The organism is Mycobacterium sp. AT1 (assembly GCF_002043095.1).
Classification (GTDB): domain Bacteria; phylum Actinomycetota; class Actinomycetes; order Mycobacteriales; family Mycobacteriaceae; genus Mycobacterium.
On record NZ_MVOC01000004.1, the window covers coordinates 70,750 to 85,285 of the forward strand.

General features: G+C 61.1%; 19 protein-coding genes. 12 read left to right on the forward strand and 7 right to left on the reverse strand.

All coding sequences use genetic code 11. The annotated features are described in order from the left end of the window. Nucleotides 1–27 precede the first annotated feature (27 nt). Nucleotides 28–771 (reverse strand): DUF881 domain-containing protein, encoded by a 744-nt coding sequence (locus tag B1790_RS01920; protein WP_079921447.1) that lies wholly within the window; start codon nt 769–771, stop codon nt 28–30. 100 nt (nt 772–871) lie between these two features. On the opposite strand from B1790_RS01920, the gene crgA reads away from it, so the two are divergent. Together crgA and B1790_RS01930 are read left to right on the forward strand one after the other, a co-directional pair. Continuing rightward, nucleotides 872–1,156, forward strand: a complete 285-nt coding sequence (gene crgA / locus B1790_RS01925) for a cell division protein CrgA (RefSeq protein WP_079921448.1) — start codon at nt 872–874, stop codon at nt 1,154–1,156. 155 nt (nt 1,157–1,311) lie between these two features. Then, complete coding sequence (locus B1790_RS01930; RefSeq protein WP_079921449.1) at nt 1,312–1,731, forward strand: PH domain-containing protein; 420 nt, start codon at nt 1,312–1,314, stop codon at nt 1,729–1,731. Nucleotides 1,732–1,792: 61 nt separating this feature from the next. Here B1790_RS01930 and B1790_RS01935 read toward each other — a convergent pair whose 3' ends face one another. Continuing rightward, complete coding sequence (locus B1790_RS01935; RefSeq protein ID WP_142270963.1) at nt 1,793–2,320, reverse strand: peptidylprolyl isomerase; 528 nt, start codon at nt 2,318–2,320, stop codon at nt 1,793–1,795. A gap of 104 nt (nt 2,321–2,424) precedes the next feature. Between B1790_RS01935 and cwsA the strand changes: the two genes are divergently transcribed. Further along, nucleotides 2,425–2,862 (forward strand): cell wall synthesis protein CwsA, encoded by a 438-nt coding sequence (gene cwsA, locus B1790_RS01940; protein WP_079921450.1) that lies wholly within the window; start codon nt 2,425–2,427, stop codon nt 2,860–2,862. A 77-nt stretch (nt 2,863–2,939) separates the two neighbouring features. Then, complete coding sequence (locus B1790_RS01945; protein ID WP_079921451.1) at nt 2,940–3,188, forward strand: hypothetical protein; 249 nt, start codon at nt 2,940–2,942, stop codon at nt 3,186–3,188. A 230-nt stretch (nt 3,189–3,418) separates the two neighbouring features. Here B1790_RS01945 and B1790_RS01950 read toward each other — a convergent pair whose 3' ends face one another. After that, nucleotides 3,419–4,009, reverse strand: a complete 591-nt coding sequence (locus tag B1790_RS01950; RefSeq protein WP_079921452.1) for a hypothetical protein — start codon at nt 4,007–4,009, stop codon at nt 3,419–3,421. A gap of 627 nt (nt 4,010–4,636) precedes the next feature. On the opposite strand from B1790_RS01950, the gene B1790_RS01955 reads away from it, so the two are divergent. The 3 genes from B1790_RS01955 (at nt 4,637) to B1790_RS01970 (ending at nt 6,982) form a co-directional block, all read left to right on the forward strand. After that, the gene (locus tag B1790_RS01955; protein ID WP_079921453.1) at nt 4,637–4,951 is read left to right on the forward strand and encodes a hypothetical protein; all 315 of its coding nucleotides are present in this window, start codon (nt 4,637–4,639) and stop codon (nt 4,949–4,951) included. A gap of 560 nt (nt 4,952–5,511) precedes the next feature. After that, nucleotides 5,512–6,339, forward strand: coding sequence for a hypothetical protein (locus B1790_RS34045; RefSeq protein WP_142270964.1), 828 nt, complete (start codon nt 5,512–5,514; stop codon nt 6,337–6,339). A 361-nt stretch (nt 6,340–6,700) separates the two neighbouring features. Beyond that, entirely contained in the window at nt 6,701–6,982 is a 282-nt protein-coding gene (locus B1790_RS01970; RefSeq protein ID WP_142270965.1) for a hypothetical protein, read from the forward strand. A 406-nt stretch (nt 6,983–7,388) separates the two neighbouring features. On the opposite strand, the gene B1790_RS01975 is transcribed toward B1790_RS01970, so the two are convergent. Further along, nucleotides 7,389–8,132 (reverse strand): hypothetical protein, encoded by a 744-nt coding sequence (locus tag B1790_RS01975; protein ID WP_198951887.1) that lies wholly within the window; start codon nt 8,130–8,132, stop codon nt 7,389–7,391. On the opposite strand from B1790_RS01975, the gene B1790_RS01980 reads away from it, so the two are divergent. Genes B1790_RS01980 through B1790_RS01990 form a run of 3 tightly spaced genes read left to right on the forward strand, consistent with a single transcriptional unit; the run spans nt 8,097 to nt 10,862 of the window. Then, nucleotides 8,097–8,513 (forward strand): type VII secretion target, encoded by a 417-nt coding sequence (locus B1790_RS01980; protein ID WP_079921473.1) that lies wholly within the window; start codon nt 8,097–8,099, stop codon nt 8,511–8,513. The two genes, B1790_RS01975 and B1790_RS01980, sit on opposite strands and share 36 nt — an antisense overlap. Before the next feature lie 13 nt (nt 8,514–8,526). Next, nucleotides 8,527–10,314 (forward strand): alpha/beta hydrolase, encoded by a 1,788-nt coding sequence (locus tag B1790_RS01985; RefSeq protein ID WP_079921458.1) that lies wholly within the window; start codon nt 8,527–8,529, stop codon nt 10,312–10,314. 44 nt (nt 10,315–10,358) lie between these two features. Further along, a complete protein-coding gene (locus tag B1790_RS01990) occupies nt 10,359–10,862 on the forward strand; it encodes a hypothetical protein (RefSeq protein WP_233164894.1) in 504 nt (167 codons plus the stop codon). A gap of 911 nt (nt 10,863–11,773) precedes the next feature. Here B1790_RS01990 and B1790_RS01995 read toward each other — a convergent pair. Then, entirely contained in the window at nt 11,774–12,202 is a 429-nt protein-coding gene (locus tag B1790_RS01995; RefSeq protein ID WP_079921460.1) for a hypothetical protein, read from the reverse strand. Between the two features lie 276 nt (nt 12,203–12,478). Between B1790_RS01995 and B1790_RS02000 the strand changes: the two genes are divergently transcribed. Then, entirely contained in the window at nt 12,479–12,706 is a 228-nt protein-coding gene (locus B1790_RS02000; protein WP_142270966.1) for a hypothetical protein, read from the forward strand. Between the two features lie 52 nt (nt 12,707–12,758). Here B1790_RS02000 and B1790_RS02005 read toward each other — a convergent pair whose 3' ends face one another. Both B1790_RS02005 and B1790_RS35750 read right to left on the reverse strand, forming a co-directional pair. Further along, a complete protein-coding gene (locus tag B1790_RS02005) occupies nt 12,759–13,076 on the reverse strand; it encodes a hypothetical protein (RefSeq protein ID WP_079921462.1) in 318 nt (105 codons plus the stop codon). Next, the gene (locus B1790_RS35750; RefSeq protein WP_369832269.1) at nt 13,069–13,311 is read right to left on the reverse strand and encodes a colicin E3/pyocin S6 family cytotoxin; all 243 of its coding nucleotides are present in this window, start codon (nt 13,309–13,311) and stop codon (nt 13,069–13,071) included. The genes B1790_RS02005 and B1790_RS35750 overlap by 8 nt, the downstream gene beginning before the upstream one ends. 470 nt (nt 13,312–13,781) lie before the next feature. Here B1790_RS35750 and B1790_RS02020 point away from each other — a divergent pair, with 470 nt between their 5' ends. Further along, nucleotides 13,782–14,477 (forward strand): hypothetical protein, encoded by a 696-nt coding sequence (locus tag B1790_RS02020; protein WP_079921464.1) that lies wholly within the window; start codon nt 13,782–13,784, stop codon nt 14,475–14,477. Nucleotides 14,478–14,536: the final 59 nt, after the last annotated feature.

The window sequence follows — 14,536 nt, forward strand, 5'->3', positions numbered from 1 at the left end:
GGGTGAGCGCGCCGAATCCGCAAGAGGTCAGTAGCCGAGGGGGCCGGCCGGCTTCGCGTAGCGCATGCGCACCGCCGGGGGATGGGCGACGACGTTCGCGTCGGCCTGGCGTTCCTCGGTGTAGCCGAGCCCGAACCGCAGCACGTACCGCTTGTAGAGCTCGACCATCGGCGACGCGGCGAGGGCCGCCTGCATCGCAGAGGCGTCACCAATCGCGGTGACCACATAGGGCGGGCTGTACGTGCGGCCGTTGAGCAGAAGGGTGTTGCCGACGCACAGGGGAGCGGAGGTGGCGATGATCCGTTGATCCTGCATCTGAATGGCTTCCGCGCCCGCGCTCCACATCGCGTTCAGGACCGCCTCGATGTCCTGTTGATGGACGACGAGGTCGTCGGCCGACGCGTCGCCGGGGAACCGGCCCTCGGCGTCGCGCTGGGCGTCGTTCAGCGTGACGACAAGACCAGGCCCGTGCACGGCCACCAGACCGGCGTCGGCCGTGAGCGCGTCGGCCCGCTGGGTCAGCGCGGTGAGCGCAGCCGACGCGTTGCCGCCGTGATGGTTGTCGACCTCGTCGACCAGCCGTTCGCGCTGCGCGGACAATCCGTCGACCGACGCCTGCGCATCACGGACCAGGTCCACGAGCCGCGGCGCGTCGCTGCGGCGGATCTCGCTGCCGCCGGACACGGTGTGGGTGGTGGCCAACAACAACCCTGCACAAAGGCAGACGACGGGCACGCCGAAGCGCCAGGGGGACCGGCCCGCACGAGCCATGGTTTCTCCTCCCCGCACGGTGCTGCGTTAGGCTCTGGGTTGCATCCGCTCCATCGTCGCACCGCATAGCTCGCGTGGCGCCAACTGCCCGAAGGTAACCATGCCCAAGTCCAAGGTTCGCAAGAAGAACGACTTCACGATCAGCCCCGTCAGTCGGACGCCGGTCAAGGTCAAGGTTGGCCCGTCGAGCGTCTGGTTCGTGGTGTTGTTCGTCGGCCTGATGCTCCTCGGCCTGGTGTGGTTGTTGGTGTTCCAGCTGGCCGCGACCAACCCCGTCGACGCTCCCAGCTTCCTGGCCTGGATGGCCAATCTGGCGCAGTGGAACTACGCGATCGCGTTTGCCTTCATGATCACCGGGCTGTTGCTCACGATGCGTTGGCGATGAGCGACACCGTCACCAGGATCGATCCGCCGTCGTCGCGTTGCGTTCTCCTGCCCGCAACCTGCCCGTCACCCAATCACATGGATGTGATTCATCCCCATTGGGGATAGCACTTGTGGATAACTTGATCAAGCGCGCATACGGGGTGGTAATACCCAATGCAGCAAACTGAATGGGGCCCCTCGACCGGGGGCATCGCCGCCGCTGGCGCCGTCGGTCTAGCCATGGCCATTGCCGCTGTGACGCTGGTCACAGACGTGCCGGGACGTGTCCTTGCCGGCATTGCCGCGGTGGGTCTGCTGACGTTTGCGGGCATGTCGTGGCGAGCCAGACCAAAACTGGCAATCACCGATGCCGGATTAGCCGTGCGCGGCTGGTTCGGCACTCACGTTTTCGCCCGCAACGACGTCGCGAAGATCCGCATCACGGAGTTCCGACGGATCGGACGAAAGGTGCGCCTGCTCGAGATCGACACCGTCGCCGACGACCGTCTGCTGGTGTTCACCCGCTGGGATCTCGGCACCGATCCACTCGACGTCCTCGACGCGTTGACCGCCGCCGGCTACGCCGGCAGGTAACCACCCGCACACGAAGACGCCCCGCGAGATTCACCCGCGGGGCGCATCGGTTGGAACTGGGTCAGGAAATGGTGATCGAATCGATCACGACCGGCTCGGTCGGGCGGTCGCCCGGGCCCGTCGGCGTGCTGCCGATGGCGTCAACGACGGCCTGCGAATCGGGGTCGACGACCTCACCGAAGATGGTGTGCTTGCGGTTCAGGTGCGGCGTCTTGCCGACGGTGATGAAGAACTGCGAGCCGTTGGTGCCGGGGCCCGCGTTGGCCATGGCCAGCAGGTACGGCTTGTCGAAGGCCAGCTCGGGGTGGAACTCGTCGGCGAACTGGTAGCCGGGTCCGCCGCGTCCGGTGCCCGTGGGGTCGCCGCCCTGGAGCATGAAACCGGAGATGACGCGGTGGAACACTGCGCCGTCGTAGAACGGGCCCTCGGTGCCGCCCGACGCGTTCTCGGTGCTGTAATCCTTGGTGCCCTGGGCCAAACCGACGAAGTTCGCGACGGTCTTGGGGGCGTGATTTCCGAAGAGCGCGATCTTGATGTCACCGCGGTTGGTGTGCAGGGTCGCGGTTGCTGTCTGTATGGGACTCGTCACGGGATGCCAGTGTGCCATTTCGCGTTTCACTAGCGAGTTCCGCCCCCTCCAATCGGGCACACAATAGGGTGGTCGCCGGACGTCCCCCGCAGAGAGGCTTACGCATGAGCTCGACCACCAGTGCCGCCCGTTTGACCCCGTCGGCACGCCTCGCCCGCGGTTTGAAGTACTCGACGGTCGGTCCGGTCGACGTGACCAGGGGAGCGGTCGGCGTTGCGCTGAACTCGACGCGGTCATCGGTGGGATGGGTGGCCAATCGCTATCGACGCGACCGGCTCAAGAGCCAGCTGACGAAGGATCTCGCCGCCGCCCAGGAAGTCATCGCCAGCGAGCTCGCGGCCGCCCAGGAAGTCGTCACCAGCCTTCCCGATGCGTTGAAGAAGGCCCGCCGGACGAAGCGTCGCCCCAAGCCGGCCGTGGTGATCGGGGTGGGCGTGGCGGTGCTTGCCGTCGGCGCCGTGTCGTTCTCCATCATCAGGCGCTCGACGCAGCCCGAGCCGTCACCGCTGCCGCCGAGCGTCGACGCGACGCCGAAGCCCTGAGTTCGCCGTCGCGGTCGCAAGACGACCGGGCCTTTGCGGCGGCGAATCTGATTCGGGAGCGGGCCAATTGGGACGCATTGGCGCGCAACGTCGCCGACGTCACGTTCCTCGCGCGTCAGCAGGGCCTGTTGGACTCGCCGTGGACGGTGTATCTCTTCGATGACCACCATGGCCCCTACCTGACGGTCGAGCCGTCCGGAGAATGGACGCTGGGGGAGTGGGGCGGGATCCTTTACGCCGCCTCGGGTCAACGCGGAGTCTGCCGGGCGTCCAACGCCATCGTCGCCCGTGCGCGCTTCGCCCTCATCGAGGGGTTGGAGCGGTAGGCGCGAGCCCTCATCGGATGTTGACGCTGCGTCCCCAGACGGGGGAGAAAAATGCTTGTGGAGCCTAGGAGATTCGAACTCCTGACATCTGCCTTGCAAAGGCGAAACATGTTGCTGGTGAACGATTCTCGATTGTCGTCACCTACCGAAAGAGGTCAGTGAAGTTCGTTCCAGTTATCGTTAGCTGTGGGCAGGACGTGGGCGGCCTCTGTGTGAGATCGTTTCGATCGCTAGAGCGCAGACGGCCCCTCCGGCATCAGAGCCTGAGCAAGCTTGTCTTCAAGATCGTAAATTTCGCCAAGCCGACTATCGTCAGCACCCTGCATTGCCGTTAGTAGACCGGCAAGGTGTTTCGTGGCATCTGAGCGCGCAGCATCAGCCACGCGTCTGCGGTCGACCGCGAGCCTTCGCTGTTCTCCCCAAGCGTCCTGCCACGACTTGATCGTTGCTTCCGCGGCCTCCAACCGAGCGCGCAGCTCCGCGATCTCAGCATCCACCTTTGCCTCATCGCCGGCTCCGGCGGTTGAAATCTCCGCCGTTGCGCGGCCCTGCACCTCCCCGAGAATCTCGTCCCAGGAGATCTTTGGGCTCCGGCCAGTATTCGCGTGGGCGTAAGCCTTAGCTGGGCCGAACTGCAAGTACCACTTGGCACGGACCTTCCGACCTGGCAGGAGTCTGTTGGGCGGCGGGACTGCGTGATCAGCAGCTTCGTACGCGAGCTGACGAATCCGCGGCGGAGAGACGCCAGCGGCGGCCGCGACCTGTTCGCAGGTGACCTCCAGCGGCGGCGTCCCGCCTCCTATCGGCTCATCACCTGCCATGTCGCAAGTTTACGTAGAGGGGATGCTCCCGTGACGGATTTCTAACGCGCAATCACGGCTGGGGCGGGCGTGTCTATCGCAATTTTGTCGGTGCTAACGGCGATACTTTCGCTATGGGCAGGCGGTCCGGCACGGACGGAAGTCTATTTTCGATTCTTTGCGCAGATCGGGAGAAACTTACGCGCGACTGCGCAAGCGCGCCGAGCGCAGCCTCGCTAGAGGACCTCAGTGTTGCCCAAGAGCATCAGCAACGCCTCCTGCGCTCACGCGTGTTCGGCTCAATCGTCATAGCCATGCCGCCAGGTGTGACGGCCCACCGGGGACTACTGAGGGTTGTTAGCGCGCACCTCGCAGGTAGGAATCCAATGGCAGGTATCCAGGGGGCGTGCGTCCACGTAGAGTTCGCGCTTGATAGCCATGGGCCAGATAACGCTGGAACGGTCCGTCGTTTCGCGAACGATTTAGCGAATCTGATGGGTCCTGACGCCGCGGTGCGAAGAGCACAGGTCATGCAGTTCGACACAAGTGACATTGATGCGCTCCTTCTGCCTGCGCACCGTAGCGAGGAGTCTTAACCGCCATTTGGGCATTGTTCCGCTATTCTGAGTCCACACAGGAGGGACTCGGATGGACGCAGCACACGACGAACTTCGCGACAGCGAGATCTGCACCGACATCCTGCGCCACTGGTCGAATTTGGACCCGGCGTTCCGAGACGCCATGTTGGCCGACTACGGAATTGACCGTCTGTCGATGCTGTCCTTATGGACGCTCGACAGTGCACAGAGGGAGAACCTTCTGATTGCGATCCTGCGCCGAACAACAGGGCGCCCCGTCATCACGGCAGTGGATTTGACCGATAACGAGCGTCTACGACGCCCGGCTTCCGATCCTTGGTCCTACGGACGCATGGGTTGGTCGCCCGGGTGTGAGTCTGCATAAACCGAACAACAACACGCGCTCGAAGCCCGGCGCACCGGGCCGTCGAGCTACCCCGGTGCTGGGGATACATTGCTGCCAGAGCCGTGCTTGCGCGTTGGCACGCGCTGAAGACCTGCAGGTTCCCAGGTTTCCCTAGCTGACCCCGTAGGCTTACTACATACTTGGCATTTATCGCAGCAGGTATAACCTCGGAGGTTATAGAAGAGAGGCAGTCGATCATGGGTGTCCGGTCAAGTGCACATTTCGGAGTCCGGGGGCAAAGCCGAGATGAAGCGATCAAGGAGGTCCGAGAGTGCCTAGCGAACTTCGACAAGATCCGGTACCGAGTAAAAGACGTTACCGTCGACTTCGGTGAGCGCGACAGCATACTAATCACTCTCGCAATGTCCAGCAGCGATCTCGCGCAGGCTGACGCCGACGCTGAGGAGGCTGCTTCCGCAATCAAGGCGCTTCTCAGTGGTTCGCCGCATAGTTCGCATTGGCGTGAGCGGCAAAGAGAGCTAATTCTCGCCTGATCCGCATTGGGGGGCTTGGTTTTGGCATCGGTTCAACCTGCCGAAATGACCACGGGCCAGCGATGGAAGTTTCGATTCAAAGAGTACTTTGCGGATCTACTTACAACGTTGAGCGTCGTCATTTTGGCATCTGCTGGCGTTGCCGCATCGTGGGCGTGGCACCGCGCATTGGTATTTACCCTCCTAGGAGTAGGTCTACTTCTGGCCGCTGGCGCAATACTCTATGACCGCACTAGACACCGTCCGACCCTTGAGAGATTAACGGAAGAGAATTCTCGTCATGCCGCCAGAATCGAAGAGCTCGAAGAGAGCTTAACGAAGCGAACAGTTAATTTGATCGCGGTAGTAAATGTCCTACTGCGTGACATGGCTAAGTCGTTGGATATATATCGGACGGATACGCGTCTATCCGTGTATCGCCACGGCAACGGCTGTTTCTACCTGGTGGGCCGCGTATCGCCCAACGAGGAGTACGCGAAGGTAGGGCGCGAATCTTATCCCGACACCCAAGGATTCATAGGCAGATTGTGGCAGGGCGCCAACACGCCAACAACAGTCCGCCTTCCTGAAGGCCGTGATGAATGGATCGAGACCCAAGTAGACACGTACGGGTTCGCTGCAGATGAGGCTAGACAGCTTCGTATGCAGACGCGCGCAATGACTGGTGCAAAACTCCAGCATGACGCGCATAGCGAAGCCTTCGGCGTTCTATGCATCGAATCTGACAGGAAGCAGACCACTGTCCGAGCGACGACGATCGAGCAGGTGAAAGCGCGGCCCGAATTTCAGTCGCTGACAGCCATCCTGCATATTTCTGTCGCCTCAGTGACCGAGGCCGAGGCGCGCCAGGGCTTGCTGCAGGCTCGGCCCTAGACGAATCCGGCAACGTGTTGTTTGGACGCGCCAAGGCGCGGTGCTGTGCGCTGGCGAGGTGCACAGCCGGACATTAGACCGTTCAAGCGACACGACGGGTGAAGCCCGACCGCCTTTGTCGGTGCCGGTCGGCGGCCATGAGTTACGCAGCACCGTGGGCTGTGACCGTGGCCAACAAGTGCCGCGAGGTCGCGGGACTACAGAGAACCCGACGACGAAGCTCCTCGCCGAGGGATTGACGCAGCTCGCCGAAGCGGTGCAGACGCTTGACGTGAAGCGAGTGTGAAGTTGGGGTCTGAAGTTCGCATGTCTAGCACCTACGGAATCTAGCCTTAGCTCAACACGGAACACGGGGGAAATGATGGCCAGCGAACTCACGAAGTACACCGCCCCGGAAGGCTGCGGTCCAGCGACTAAAGCCTTGGTCACGGCGGCGAACGAGATGCTCGACGAACTCGATATGTCCCCAGGAGAGGCGGCTTATGCAGTCACTCATCACCTAGTGAAGATTGTCGGACAACTGGAGGGGCAGGTGATGACCATGCGCAGCAGCTCAGCGGTCACGGGCACGCTGGAGACATCGCTGCGCACGTACACAAGATCACTGGAGGATCGGATCGCGGCTCTAGAGCAGCGCAGCTGACGTCCGGGAAGGCGTCGGCCAGGTGATCGTCACGGAGGCCTTCTTCGCCGATAAGGCGACGGCCATTGAGAGCAAGCTGAACGTACGAGGCGGAGTCGTCACTGAATTCAAGGTTGGTGCAGCCCGACTATTCTAGTCGAATTTGGTTGTGCTGCTGCAACATTCGCCAGACCAATCATCTGAACCAATTGTCCAACTGGAACTCATACCGCCCAACGACGAAGCTCTCTACGACTTTCCACTGAAGATTAGCCCTGAGGCTTTTGCCGGTGAAATAGCGTTTTAGCTGTACGGAATACGTTTGGCCGTTCCATTCGACGGTCGGTGGGTGTGCCTGGTGTCTGTCGGCGGAGCCACCGTTTCTATCCCGCTGCACATACGACCATGAGGGTGCGCGTTCCCAGGGCTAGTCGACGCTCAGTCTCATCGCGAGGTAAGCCTGCACGATCGTTGGCAGCTTGAACGGTCGCCCGTCGTCATGCCGGCCATCTGCCAGGTGCGCGAATTGCCCCAGACGCTCCACTTCGTCTCGGAGCTCACCGGGCGCCATCCAAGCCGTTTTCTTGCTACCGAGTAGTGCTTTCTGCGCGTCGGGCGGCGTCCCGTACCACCACGAGTTGAAGTGCTCACGGGTTGCTACAACCTCGGCCTGTTGCTGTGGTTCGAGGAATTTGGCGCGTGGTGCCCGCGCCGCGCCCATCCTCTCCTGTTGGTCAACAATCTTCGCGCCCAACGGCTTTCCCGCCAATACTGCGGCGGCGATCGGAGATAGTTTGGCCTCTGCGTCATGAAGGATTGCCGCAAGGTCTCGATAGCTTAATTCTTCGAACCAGTCGGGAGGTCCGGTGTACCGGTCGGCAGGGCCGTCTTTCTCTGATATGAATTTTTCTAGCGGACCATGCAAGGCCAGCGACTGCGAATTGGGCACCGACGTCCACGACGTCAATGTCCAGCCACCGGGGATGGGGCAGCCTGTCGAGTGCAGCACAGCCAAGACTGATGGGTCGGCTGGGTACGACCGAACGGCCATTATTAACTTGTCTTGCTGGCCACCAGTTAGACATGCCCACCATTGCTCCAACTGGGCATGTTCGACCACGATGTAACCCCCTTGATGCTGGTTTGCGGCAAAACCGACCTTAGTCAGCACCCGCGTTCCATTGATCGGCAGCCCGCCGGGTACGACTATTTGCCGCCCTCCGACGTAAGACCGCGGGTTTACGATCGCTTTGTGGGAGGTCACTTACGGGTTCGGCCGGATCAGCTTCGGGCCGCCGCTTCGGTTCAAGCCGAGATCGGCTCGTTTCTGTCGAGTATGCGCTCCGGTGCGTCCGTGGCCGACGCGGGCACTGGCATGGCTGGACTTCTGACTGAGGGCGCCTGCCGGTCCGTGAGCGTTCTGCTGGATTCAGCGGCCAGTGTGGTCCACCAAGAGCTGGCCGATCACGCCGACAAGTTGACTGCCGCCGCGAACCACTACCGCGGAACTGACGAAGAACTCGGGCGTCGGCTCGCTAAGTTCACACAATGATGGGCGCCTCGTTATGCCGGTGACCATTCCGCAAGTTGAGGGCTCCCGTCCAGAAGGGTTGACTCAATCGGCGGCAGACGTAGGCCGGAAAGCAGAAGGCCTGTCGAGCCAGATCGACCGTCAGCGTGCCAATCTCAACGGATTGCGTGAAGGATGGCGAGGCGCCGGGTCGGACGCCGCGATGGAGAAGGCCAACCCCACGCTGCAGCGGATGCAGCAGATCAAGGATGCGCTCGACCGGGCACAGTCTGTCCTCCGCGACGGCGGCGCCGCGCTAGGTCAGACGAAGACCACCCTGACCCAATCGGTATCGCAACTCAAGGCGCAAGGCTGGCAGGTCGGGCCTGACGGAACCGTGTCCGTGCGTCGAGGAAGCGCTCTCGACCAATACGGCAAATTCAGCCCTGCCAACGCGATGAAGTTGCAACAAATCGCGGCCACCAACTCGGTAATCCTCAAGACGCTCCTCGCCAACTTCGACACCACAGACCGCCAACTGAGTCAGAACCTCCGCAACGCCGTCCAAGGACTGGACTTCGCGCCGGCCAACTTTGGGCCCGGCGGCCTTCCCGAGTCACCGAAATACGATGACGGCTCCCAAATCCCGGTGGGCAAGGACCCCAAGGACGTCAACAACTGGTGGAAGTCGCTCAACCAAGCCGAACGCGACGACCTGCTCAAGAAGTGGCCCGACAAGTTGGGCAACCTCAACGGCATCCCCGTCGCAGACCGAAGCACCGCGAACAAGATGATCATGCAGCAGGACATCGACCGCCCCGCCGAGGTCGCCCAAGCGCGCGGCGTAACGACCGAAGAAGTTCTGGCCCACCCCGAAAAGTACGGCATGGCCGGGGAAATGATGAACCGCTATGACAACGCCCTCAAGGTCGACCAGGCACTGAAGGACGACGCCCGCAAGACCCGCGCGCCCACGTTCCTGCAAATCTACGAACCCGAGCAGTTCAAGGGCGACGGACGCGCAGCCATCGCCATCGGCGACCCAGACCACTCCCCCAACACCGCCGTCGTCGTCCCGGGCACTGGCAACAGCGTCGGACAGGGCTGGTTAGGCCAAGACAACGCGACCGACCTCTACAACGAAGCTAAAGCCGCCGACCCGAACAAACCGACCGCCGTCGTCGCCTGGATGGGATACGACGCACCCGATTCACCGATCGACCCGCGCATCGGCACGGTGGGCCTCGCACACGAAGGCGGTCAACTCTTAGCGGCAGACGTCAACGCGCTCAACACAACCCACGATGGTGACGGCCACATGACGGTTCTAGGCCACTCCTACGGGTCGACCACCGTGTCCGACGCCGCCGCCGGTTACGGCATGAAGACCGACGACGTCGTTCTCGTGGGATGCCCTGGCACTGACATGGCCAAGAGCGCAGCTGACTTCCACCTCAATGAGGGCGGTCACCTCTACGTCGGCGCTTCGTCTGCTGACCCCATCACCCACCTAGGTCAGATTCCGCAAATCCACGTTCCGGGTACTGACTTCACCGTCTCACTCGGCGCTGACCCCGCCATGGATGACTTCGGCGCCACTCGATTCAAGGCGGAGGTGCCTGGCATCACCTTCCCGCTCAGCGACCACAGTCAGTACTACACACCCGGTAGTGAATCGTTGTTAAGCATGTCCGACATCGTCTCGGGGCACGGCGACGCCCTTGAACACGACGGGATGACCGCGGCGCATCGCAACAGCCTTCTGAGTGGCTTTGGCCTGCCGACAAGCCTGACTGACCCGGAGCTGTTGCGGCCGGGTACGTCAGGCCACAACCACAAGTAGATATAGGTGTTGATCACGTTGTGCGACAGGCGAATATGTTGAGAATGAAGACAGTCACCATTTTAGCGGCAGCGATAGTGATTTCAGGATGTGATGCAGTGAGCGCAATCGGCAATGGCGGTGTGTCGAATCCGTTGACCCCGGAGCAATCCAAGGCGCAAGTCGTGGATGCCGCACGCGAGGTCGTCACCACGTTGGGGCTCAAGGCAATTCAACCCGCGGTGTGGCACGCGTCGTGTAACGACCAAGACGATGCGCCGTTTCGTGGTCAGATGATGATCGGCTATCCGCTCGCTGCAAGCCCAGAGGCATCTCAAGCAGAAATCTTCGACATGGTGCATCGGCTCGAAAGTGCGGGTTGGAGCAACGACTCCGGGTTTTCAACGCACGGGACGGCTTTGAAGAAGGATGGCGTCGTCGTAGTGTTCGACCCGCAGAGCGTCGCCGACACGACACGCGGCCTCGAAGTATTCGGCGAATGTCGCGATGTGACCACGACGAAAGACACCAAGGGTGGAGTCGACGATGTGAACTTGGCGCCAAATTAGCGACTCTGAATCGAGCCTGGGTATCGCGGCTGAGCCCGTCAAGATCCCTGCGTGACGAACAGGAACGCGCCCGGGTCCGTCTCCGAAAGCATCGCATCCCCGTCGTTTCGGACGTGCACCGGAATTGATCTGTGCCCGCCTCCGCCGCTCGAGACGTCTAACTGACCCTCAAATGCGTTCTCACCGAACCGCATCACCGCGATGGATGACAAGCATTCGCTCCACGCGGGCAGCGGAAGACAGCCCCGCCGATGGTCAATTTTCGACATCCGACCGTTGTGCGCTCTACTCGCCCGCGAAGTTACCGGGGATTGTGGGCAAAAGCGTGGGCACGGACGATGCCTGACAGCAGAACAGGCTAGAACATATGCGGCCTGACCTGCGTGAGCGATTGTGGAGCCTAGGGGACTTGAACTCCTGACATCTGCCTTGCAAAGGCGAAACAGCCTGCTGGACAGCGACTTTCACGTGGTAATTCATGCGAAAACACATAACGTTGACTAACGAGAAGTATCTGTAACTGTGGGCAGATTGTGGGCAATCGCTGGGCAACAAAGTAAAAAGCCCCAGCGGGTTGTCCGCCGGGGCTTGAAGTTAGCTATCGCTATCAGAACATCTTGTAGAGCTGAACGATCATGACCAAGAGCTGCAGCTGAGCTACCAGCAGGATGGGATCCATACTCACCTCCTCTATTTAGTTAGGCCGTCCCCTCTCGGGGTCCGGACATAGGTCACCCGTGTGACCATGTCCGGGGCCTAACTAAAATCAGAAGATGATGCGCTCCTCACTGCACGTCACTGCTTGTGACGGACGATCAACTTAGCTCATTGGCTTCTGAATGGGAAGCCTCCCGACCGACGTTGGCGATCTTGTTCGTGTCGGGGCGCATGATGTCTTGCCGACGACCACCTCAGCTCAGCAACTTGGCCGACCGCGCTCGCGCTTTTCTCGAGAGAAAAAGATCGAAGTCCTCCGTCGCTCGGACGTCCGATGGGATCCTTGCGTCAGCTTCGGTGATGTGCACGAGAGTCGCGTAAATCGCCTCCGGCGAAGTCACCCTCGGTGTGCTCAGCTTCCCGCTGATGATTCCCTGGATGGACTTGAGCAGCTCGTCTCGGTTAGGCCCTCCCCACCCAGACCACTCGACGGCATCCCGGAGAATCTCGGAGGTGGTCCGGGAATCGTCGTCTGGGGGTGGCAGCCCTCGCTGGCTCACATAGCGAAACCAGTACACGCTCTTGCCTGCAAGGGCGACGCTGCCGTGGTCAAGCGATCCGGCCTCGGCGGCGGCCCGGTCCTTGACCTGAAATGCTGCCGAGCCTTTGCTCCAAACCTTCATCGGCGCACCACCTGCACCGCGTGCAGCTACGAGCAAAAACCCCGGCAACAGGTGGCGGGACATTGACAAGGCGAATGCTGAGGCCGACATACCAGCGCGAGATAAATAACTGAATGCGGCCGCTAGACCGTCTCGGCGCATTGCCTGCTCGACAATGCCAAAAGGTAGTAGAACCCCGCCCGCGAAAGTGTCCGCTTCCTTTTCTTGATCAAATTCTCCGCTCGCGGATGCGTTTGGGGCACACCCTTGCACACCCGTATGCCAAGGGATTACAAGGTGGCCAAGTTCGTGAGCGACGGTGAATCGCACCCGTGGTTCAAATGTCGCACCTTGTCTAAGAAATACCCGTGGCCGGGCCGTTTCAAGGCCGACCGTCAGGGCTTCGCATCCGTGCTCGGAGTCCCAGTCTTCGTAAAGAAGATCAGCCCGATCCGTGACCATCTGTCGCACCTGAACTGGAAATTCATGTCCGTAGTCGCGGGACATTCGATCTGCCAGCTTTAGGCATGGGTCATTGTTACCGACGAGATAAAACTCGTCACCGACGGAGCTCAAATCAGTCGAGTCGTCCAGTGGACTTGAGATATTCGTACACGGCGCGCGCGTCCACGGACTCGCCACGGGCCGCAATCAACACGTCAGAAAAATCGTGTTCGAGATCGGAATTTCGTCTACGCGCGTCGACTACGAAGCGCAAAAAGTGTGGTCTTTCGGTAACCGTCTGGTACTCCCGCCACGTCAACCCCAAAAAGTCATGAAGCTGCATGCATGCTTCGGGGGCGTCGTCTGGCGCCCGATGCCAGCGGTTGACATAGTCGTCGAGATCATCGAGGAGCGCATCGCCTGTCAGCAAGTCTTCGACAAAGCTAGACATCGATCCTCCTCCCCTTCACGGCTGGTTTAATCACTTCGCCAGTCATTACATTGGCTACACCACGATGGTATCCTTGTCGGTTGTAAATTTCGAGCTCCCCACCGTGTGTTGGGTCGTACTCATATATGTAGTCGTCGTCTCGGAAACGGTGCGGCCCTCCGTTTCGGGAAACACGTTCGAGCCCTGCCAAGAAGGGCGAATCCCTGGGCAGCGGCGTGTAGGTCACCGGGGGCACGTTACCTAAGACGGGTACATCGACACGTGCACTGATGATTCGGGTGTGAGTTGATTCCTCGTGTCGAGCAACTCATCAACCCGTTCCATCCCTCCACCGGGCCAGCCGTAGGACTGCGCCAAAGACCGCAGCGCCGCAATGACTCGGAGTTCGCTATCGATACCCATGTCTGTTGGACGCAAGACGTGGCCGACGGGTTCCACCCCGCTTGTCCTGCTCGGCCTGATGGTGCACCTAGGGTGTCGGTGGCCGCCGATACCGTCCCGCCTATGACAACGTCAGCCAACAACGCAGCCGTTTGGGCCACCGGCGCCGCGAACAAGTTCCGCGAGGTCTCTAGGGGCACAGAGAATCCGAGCACGAAGCTATTGGCAGAGGGTCTGACTCACCTGGCCGAGGCGATCAGGGAGCTCGATCTCAGTCGATGTGTCACCAGCCCATACGCGTCGAGCGAGGAATAACTTCGCATCATGGCAGACGACAAAGTGCCCGTAGATCGCTCACCGCGCAGGCTGAACCTGCGGTCGCGGGGAGTTCGGTTCTGGGCAGTCACCGTCACCGCCGCGTCGGTCATCGTGCTGTGGGCTGGTAGTCAGATCGCCCGAGCGGTAGGCCAGGATGTCAACTGGTACACAGGCTTTGGCCAGTGGCTGGGCGCATTGGCGAGTTTCATCGCCGCGGGCGCCGCGCTATGGATCTCGATGTCCGACCGTCGAAATAACATCGAAGATCGGAGGCGTCTGGAAAGAGAGCAACAGGCGGATCTCGAAAGGCAAGCCGGGCTGGTCCGAATCACCGCTGAGATGCTTGGCCGTTCACAAGCCGCGGGTCCATCCATCCGCACACCATCCGTCGGCATTCACAATCGTCGAGCTGACCCAATCTTCGACATCGACATCCTTAAGTTCATCCATCACGGCCAAGAACTCGAGTTGAAACCCGCATTCATCAACGGCTTCGCGATATCACCACCGAGACCGAGCCAAAAACACTGGTACCAAGAGGCGCAACTGCGCCGGATCGCACTGGCCCCCGATGAGCTGCTGGTGATCTACCAGCAGGACGATCTGCCGGGTACACCGGCGGACTACGTGGCCGTGCAGTACACCGACCGCAGCGGTGCCAGGTGGGAAGTGGACACCGCGGGCGCTGTCAAACGCTTCTAGGGCAAAGCGGTGCGGCGAGCTATGTGTCGCTTGTCGGTGTGACGGCGCTCATCGAAGTT

Coding starts and splice junctions, on each gene's coding strand:
- B1790_RS01985 (WP_079921458.1), top strand. CDS start 8,527: ATGCCGGTGACCATTCCGCAAGTTGAGGGCTCCCGTCCAGAAGGGTTG.
- B1790_RS01990 (WP_233164894.1), top strand. CDS start 10,359: ATGAAGACAGTCACCATTTTAGCGGCAGCGATAGTGATTTCAGGATGT.
- B1790_RS02005 (WP_079921462.1), bottom strand. CDS start 13,076: ATGTCTAGCTTTGTCGAAGACTTGCTGACAGGCGATGCGCTCCTCGAT.
- B1790_RS01970 (WP_142270965.1), top strand. CDS start 6,701: ATGGCCAGCGAACTCACGAAGTACACCGCCCCGGAAGGCTGCGGTCCA.
- B1790_RS01950 (WP_079921452.1), bottom strand. CDS start 4,009: ATGGCAGGTGATGAGCCGATAGGAGGCGGGACGCCGCCGCTGGAGGTC.
- crgA (WP_079921448.1), top strand. CDS start 872: ATGCCCAAGTCCAAGGTTCGCAAGAAGAACGACTTCACGATCAGCCCC.
- B1790_RS34045 (WP_142270964.1), top strand. CDS start 5,512: ATGACCACGGGCCAGCGATGGAAGTTTCGATTCAAAGAGTACTTTGCG.
- B1790_RS01930 (WP_079921449.1), top strand. CDS start 1,312: ATGCAGCAAACTGAATGGGGCCCCTCGACCGGGGGCATCGCCGCCGCT.
- B1790_RS01920 (WP_079921447.1), bottom strand. CDS start 771: ATGGCTCGTGCGGGCCGGTCCCCCTGGCGCTTCGGCGTGCCCGTCGTC.
- B1790_RS02020 (WP_079921464.1), top strand. CDS start 13,782: ATGGCAGACGACAAAGTGCCCGTAGATCGCTCACCGCGCAGGCTGAAC.
- B1790_RS01980 (WP_079921473.1), top strand. CDS start 8,097: ATGCTGGTTTGCGGCAAAACCGACCTTAGTCAGCACCCGCGTTCCATT.
- B1790_RS01995 (WP_079921460.1), bottom strand. CDS start 12,202: ATGAAGGTTTGGAGCAAAGGCTCGGCAGCATTTCAGGTCAAGGACCGG.
- B1790_RS01955 (WP_079921453.1), top strand. CDS start 4,637: ATGGACGCAGCACACGACGAACTTCGCGACAGCGAGATCTGCACCGAC.
- cwsA (WP_079921450.1), top strand. CDS start 2,425: ATGAGCTCGACCACCAGTGCCGCCCGTTTGACCCCGTCGGCACGCCTC.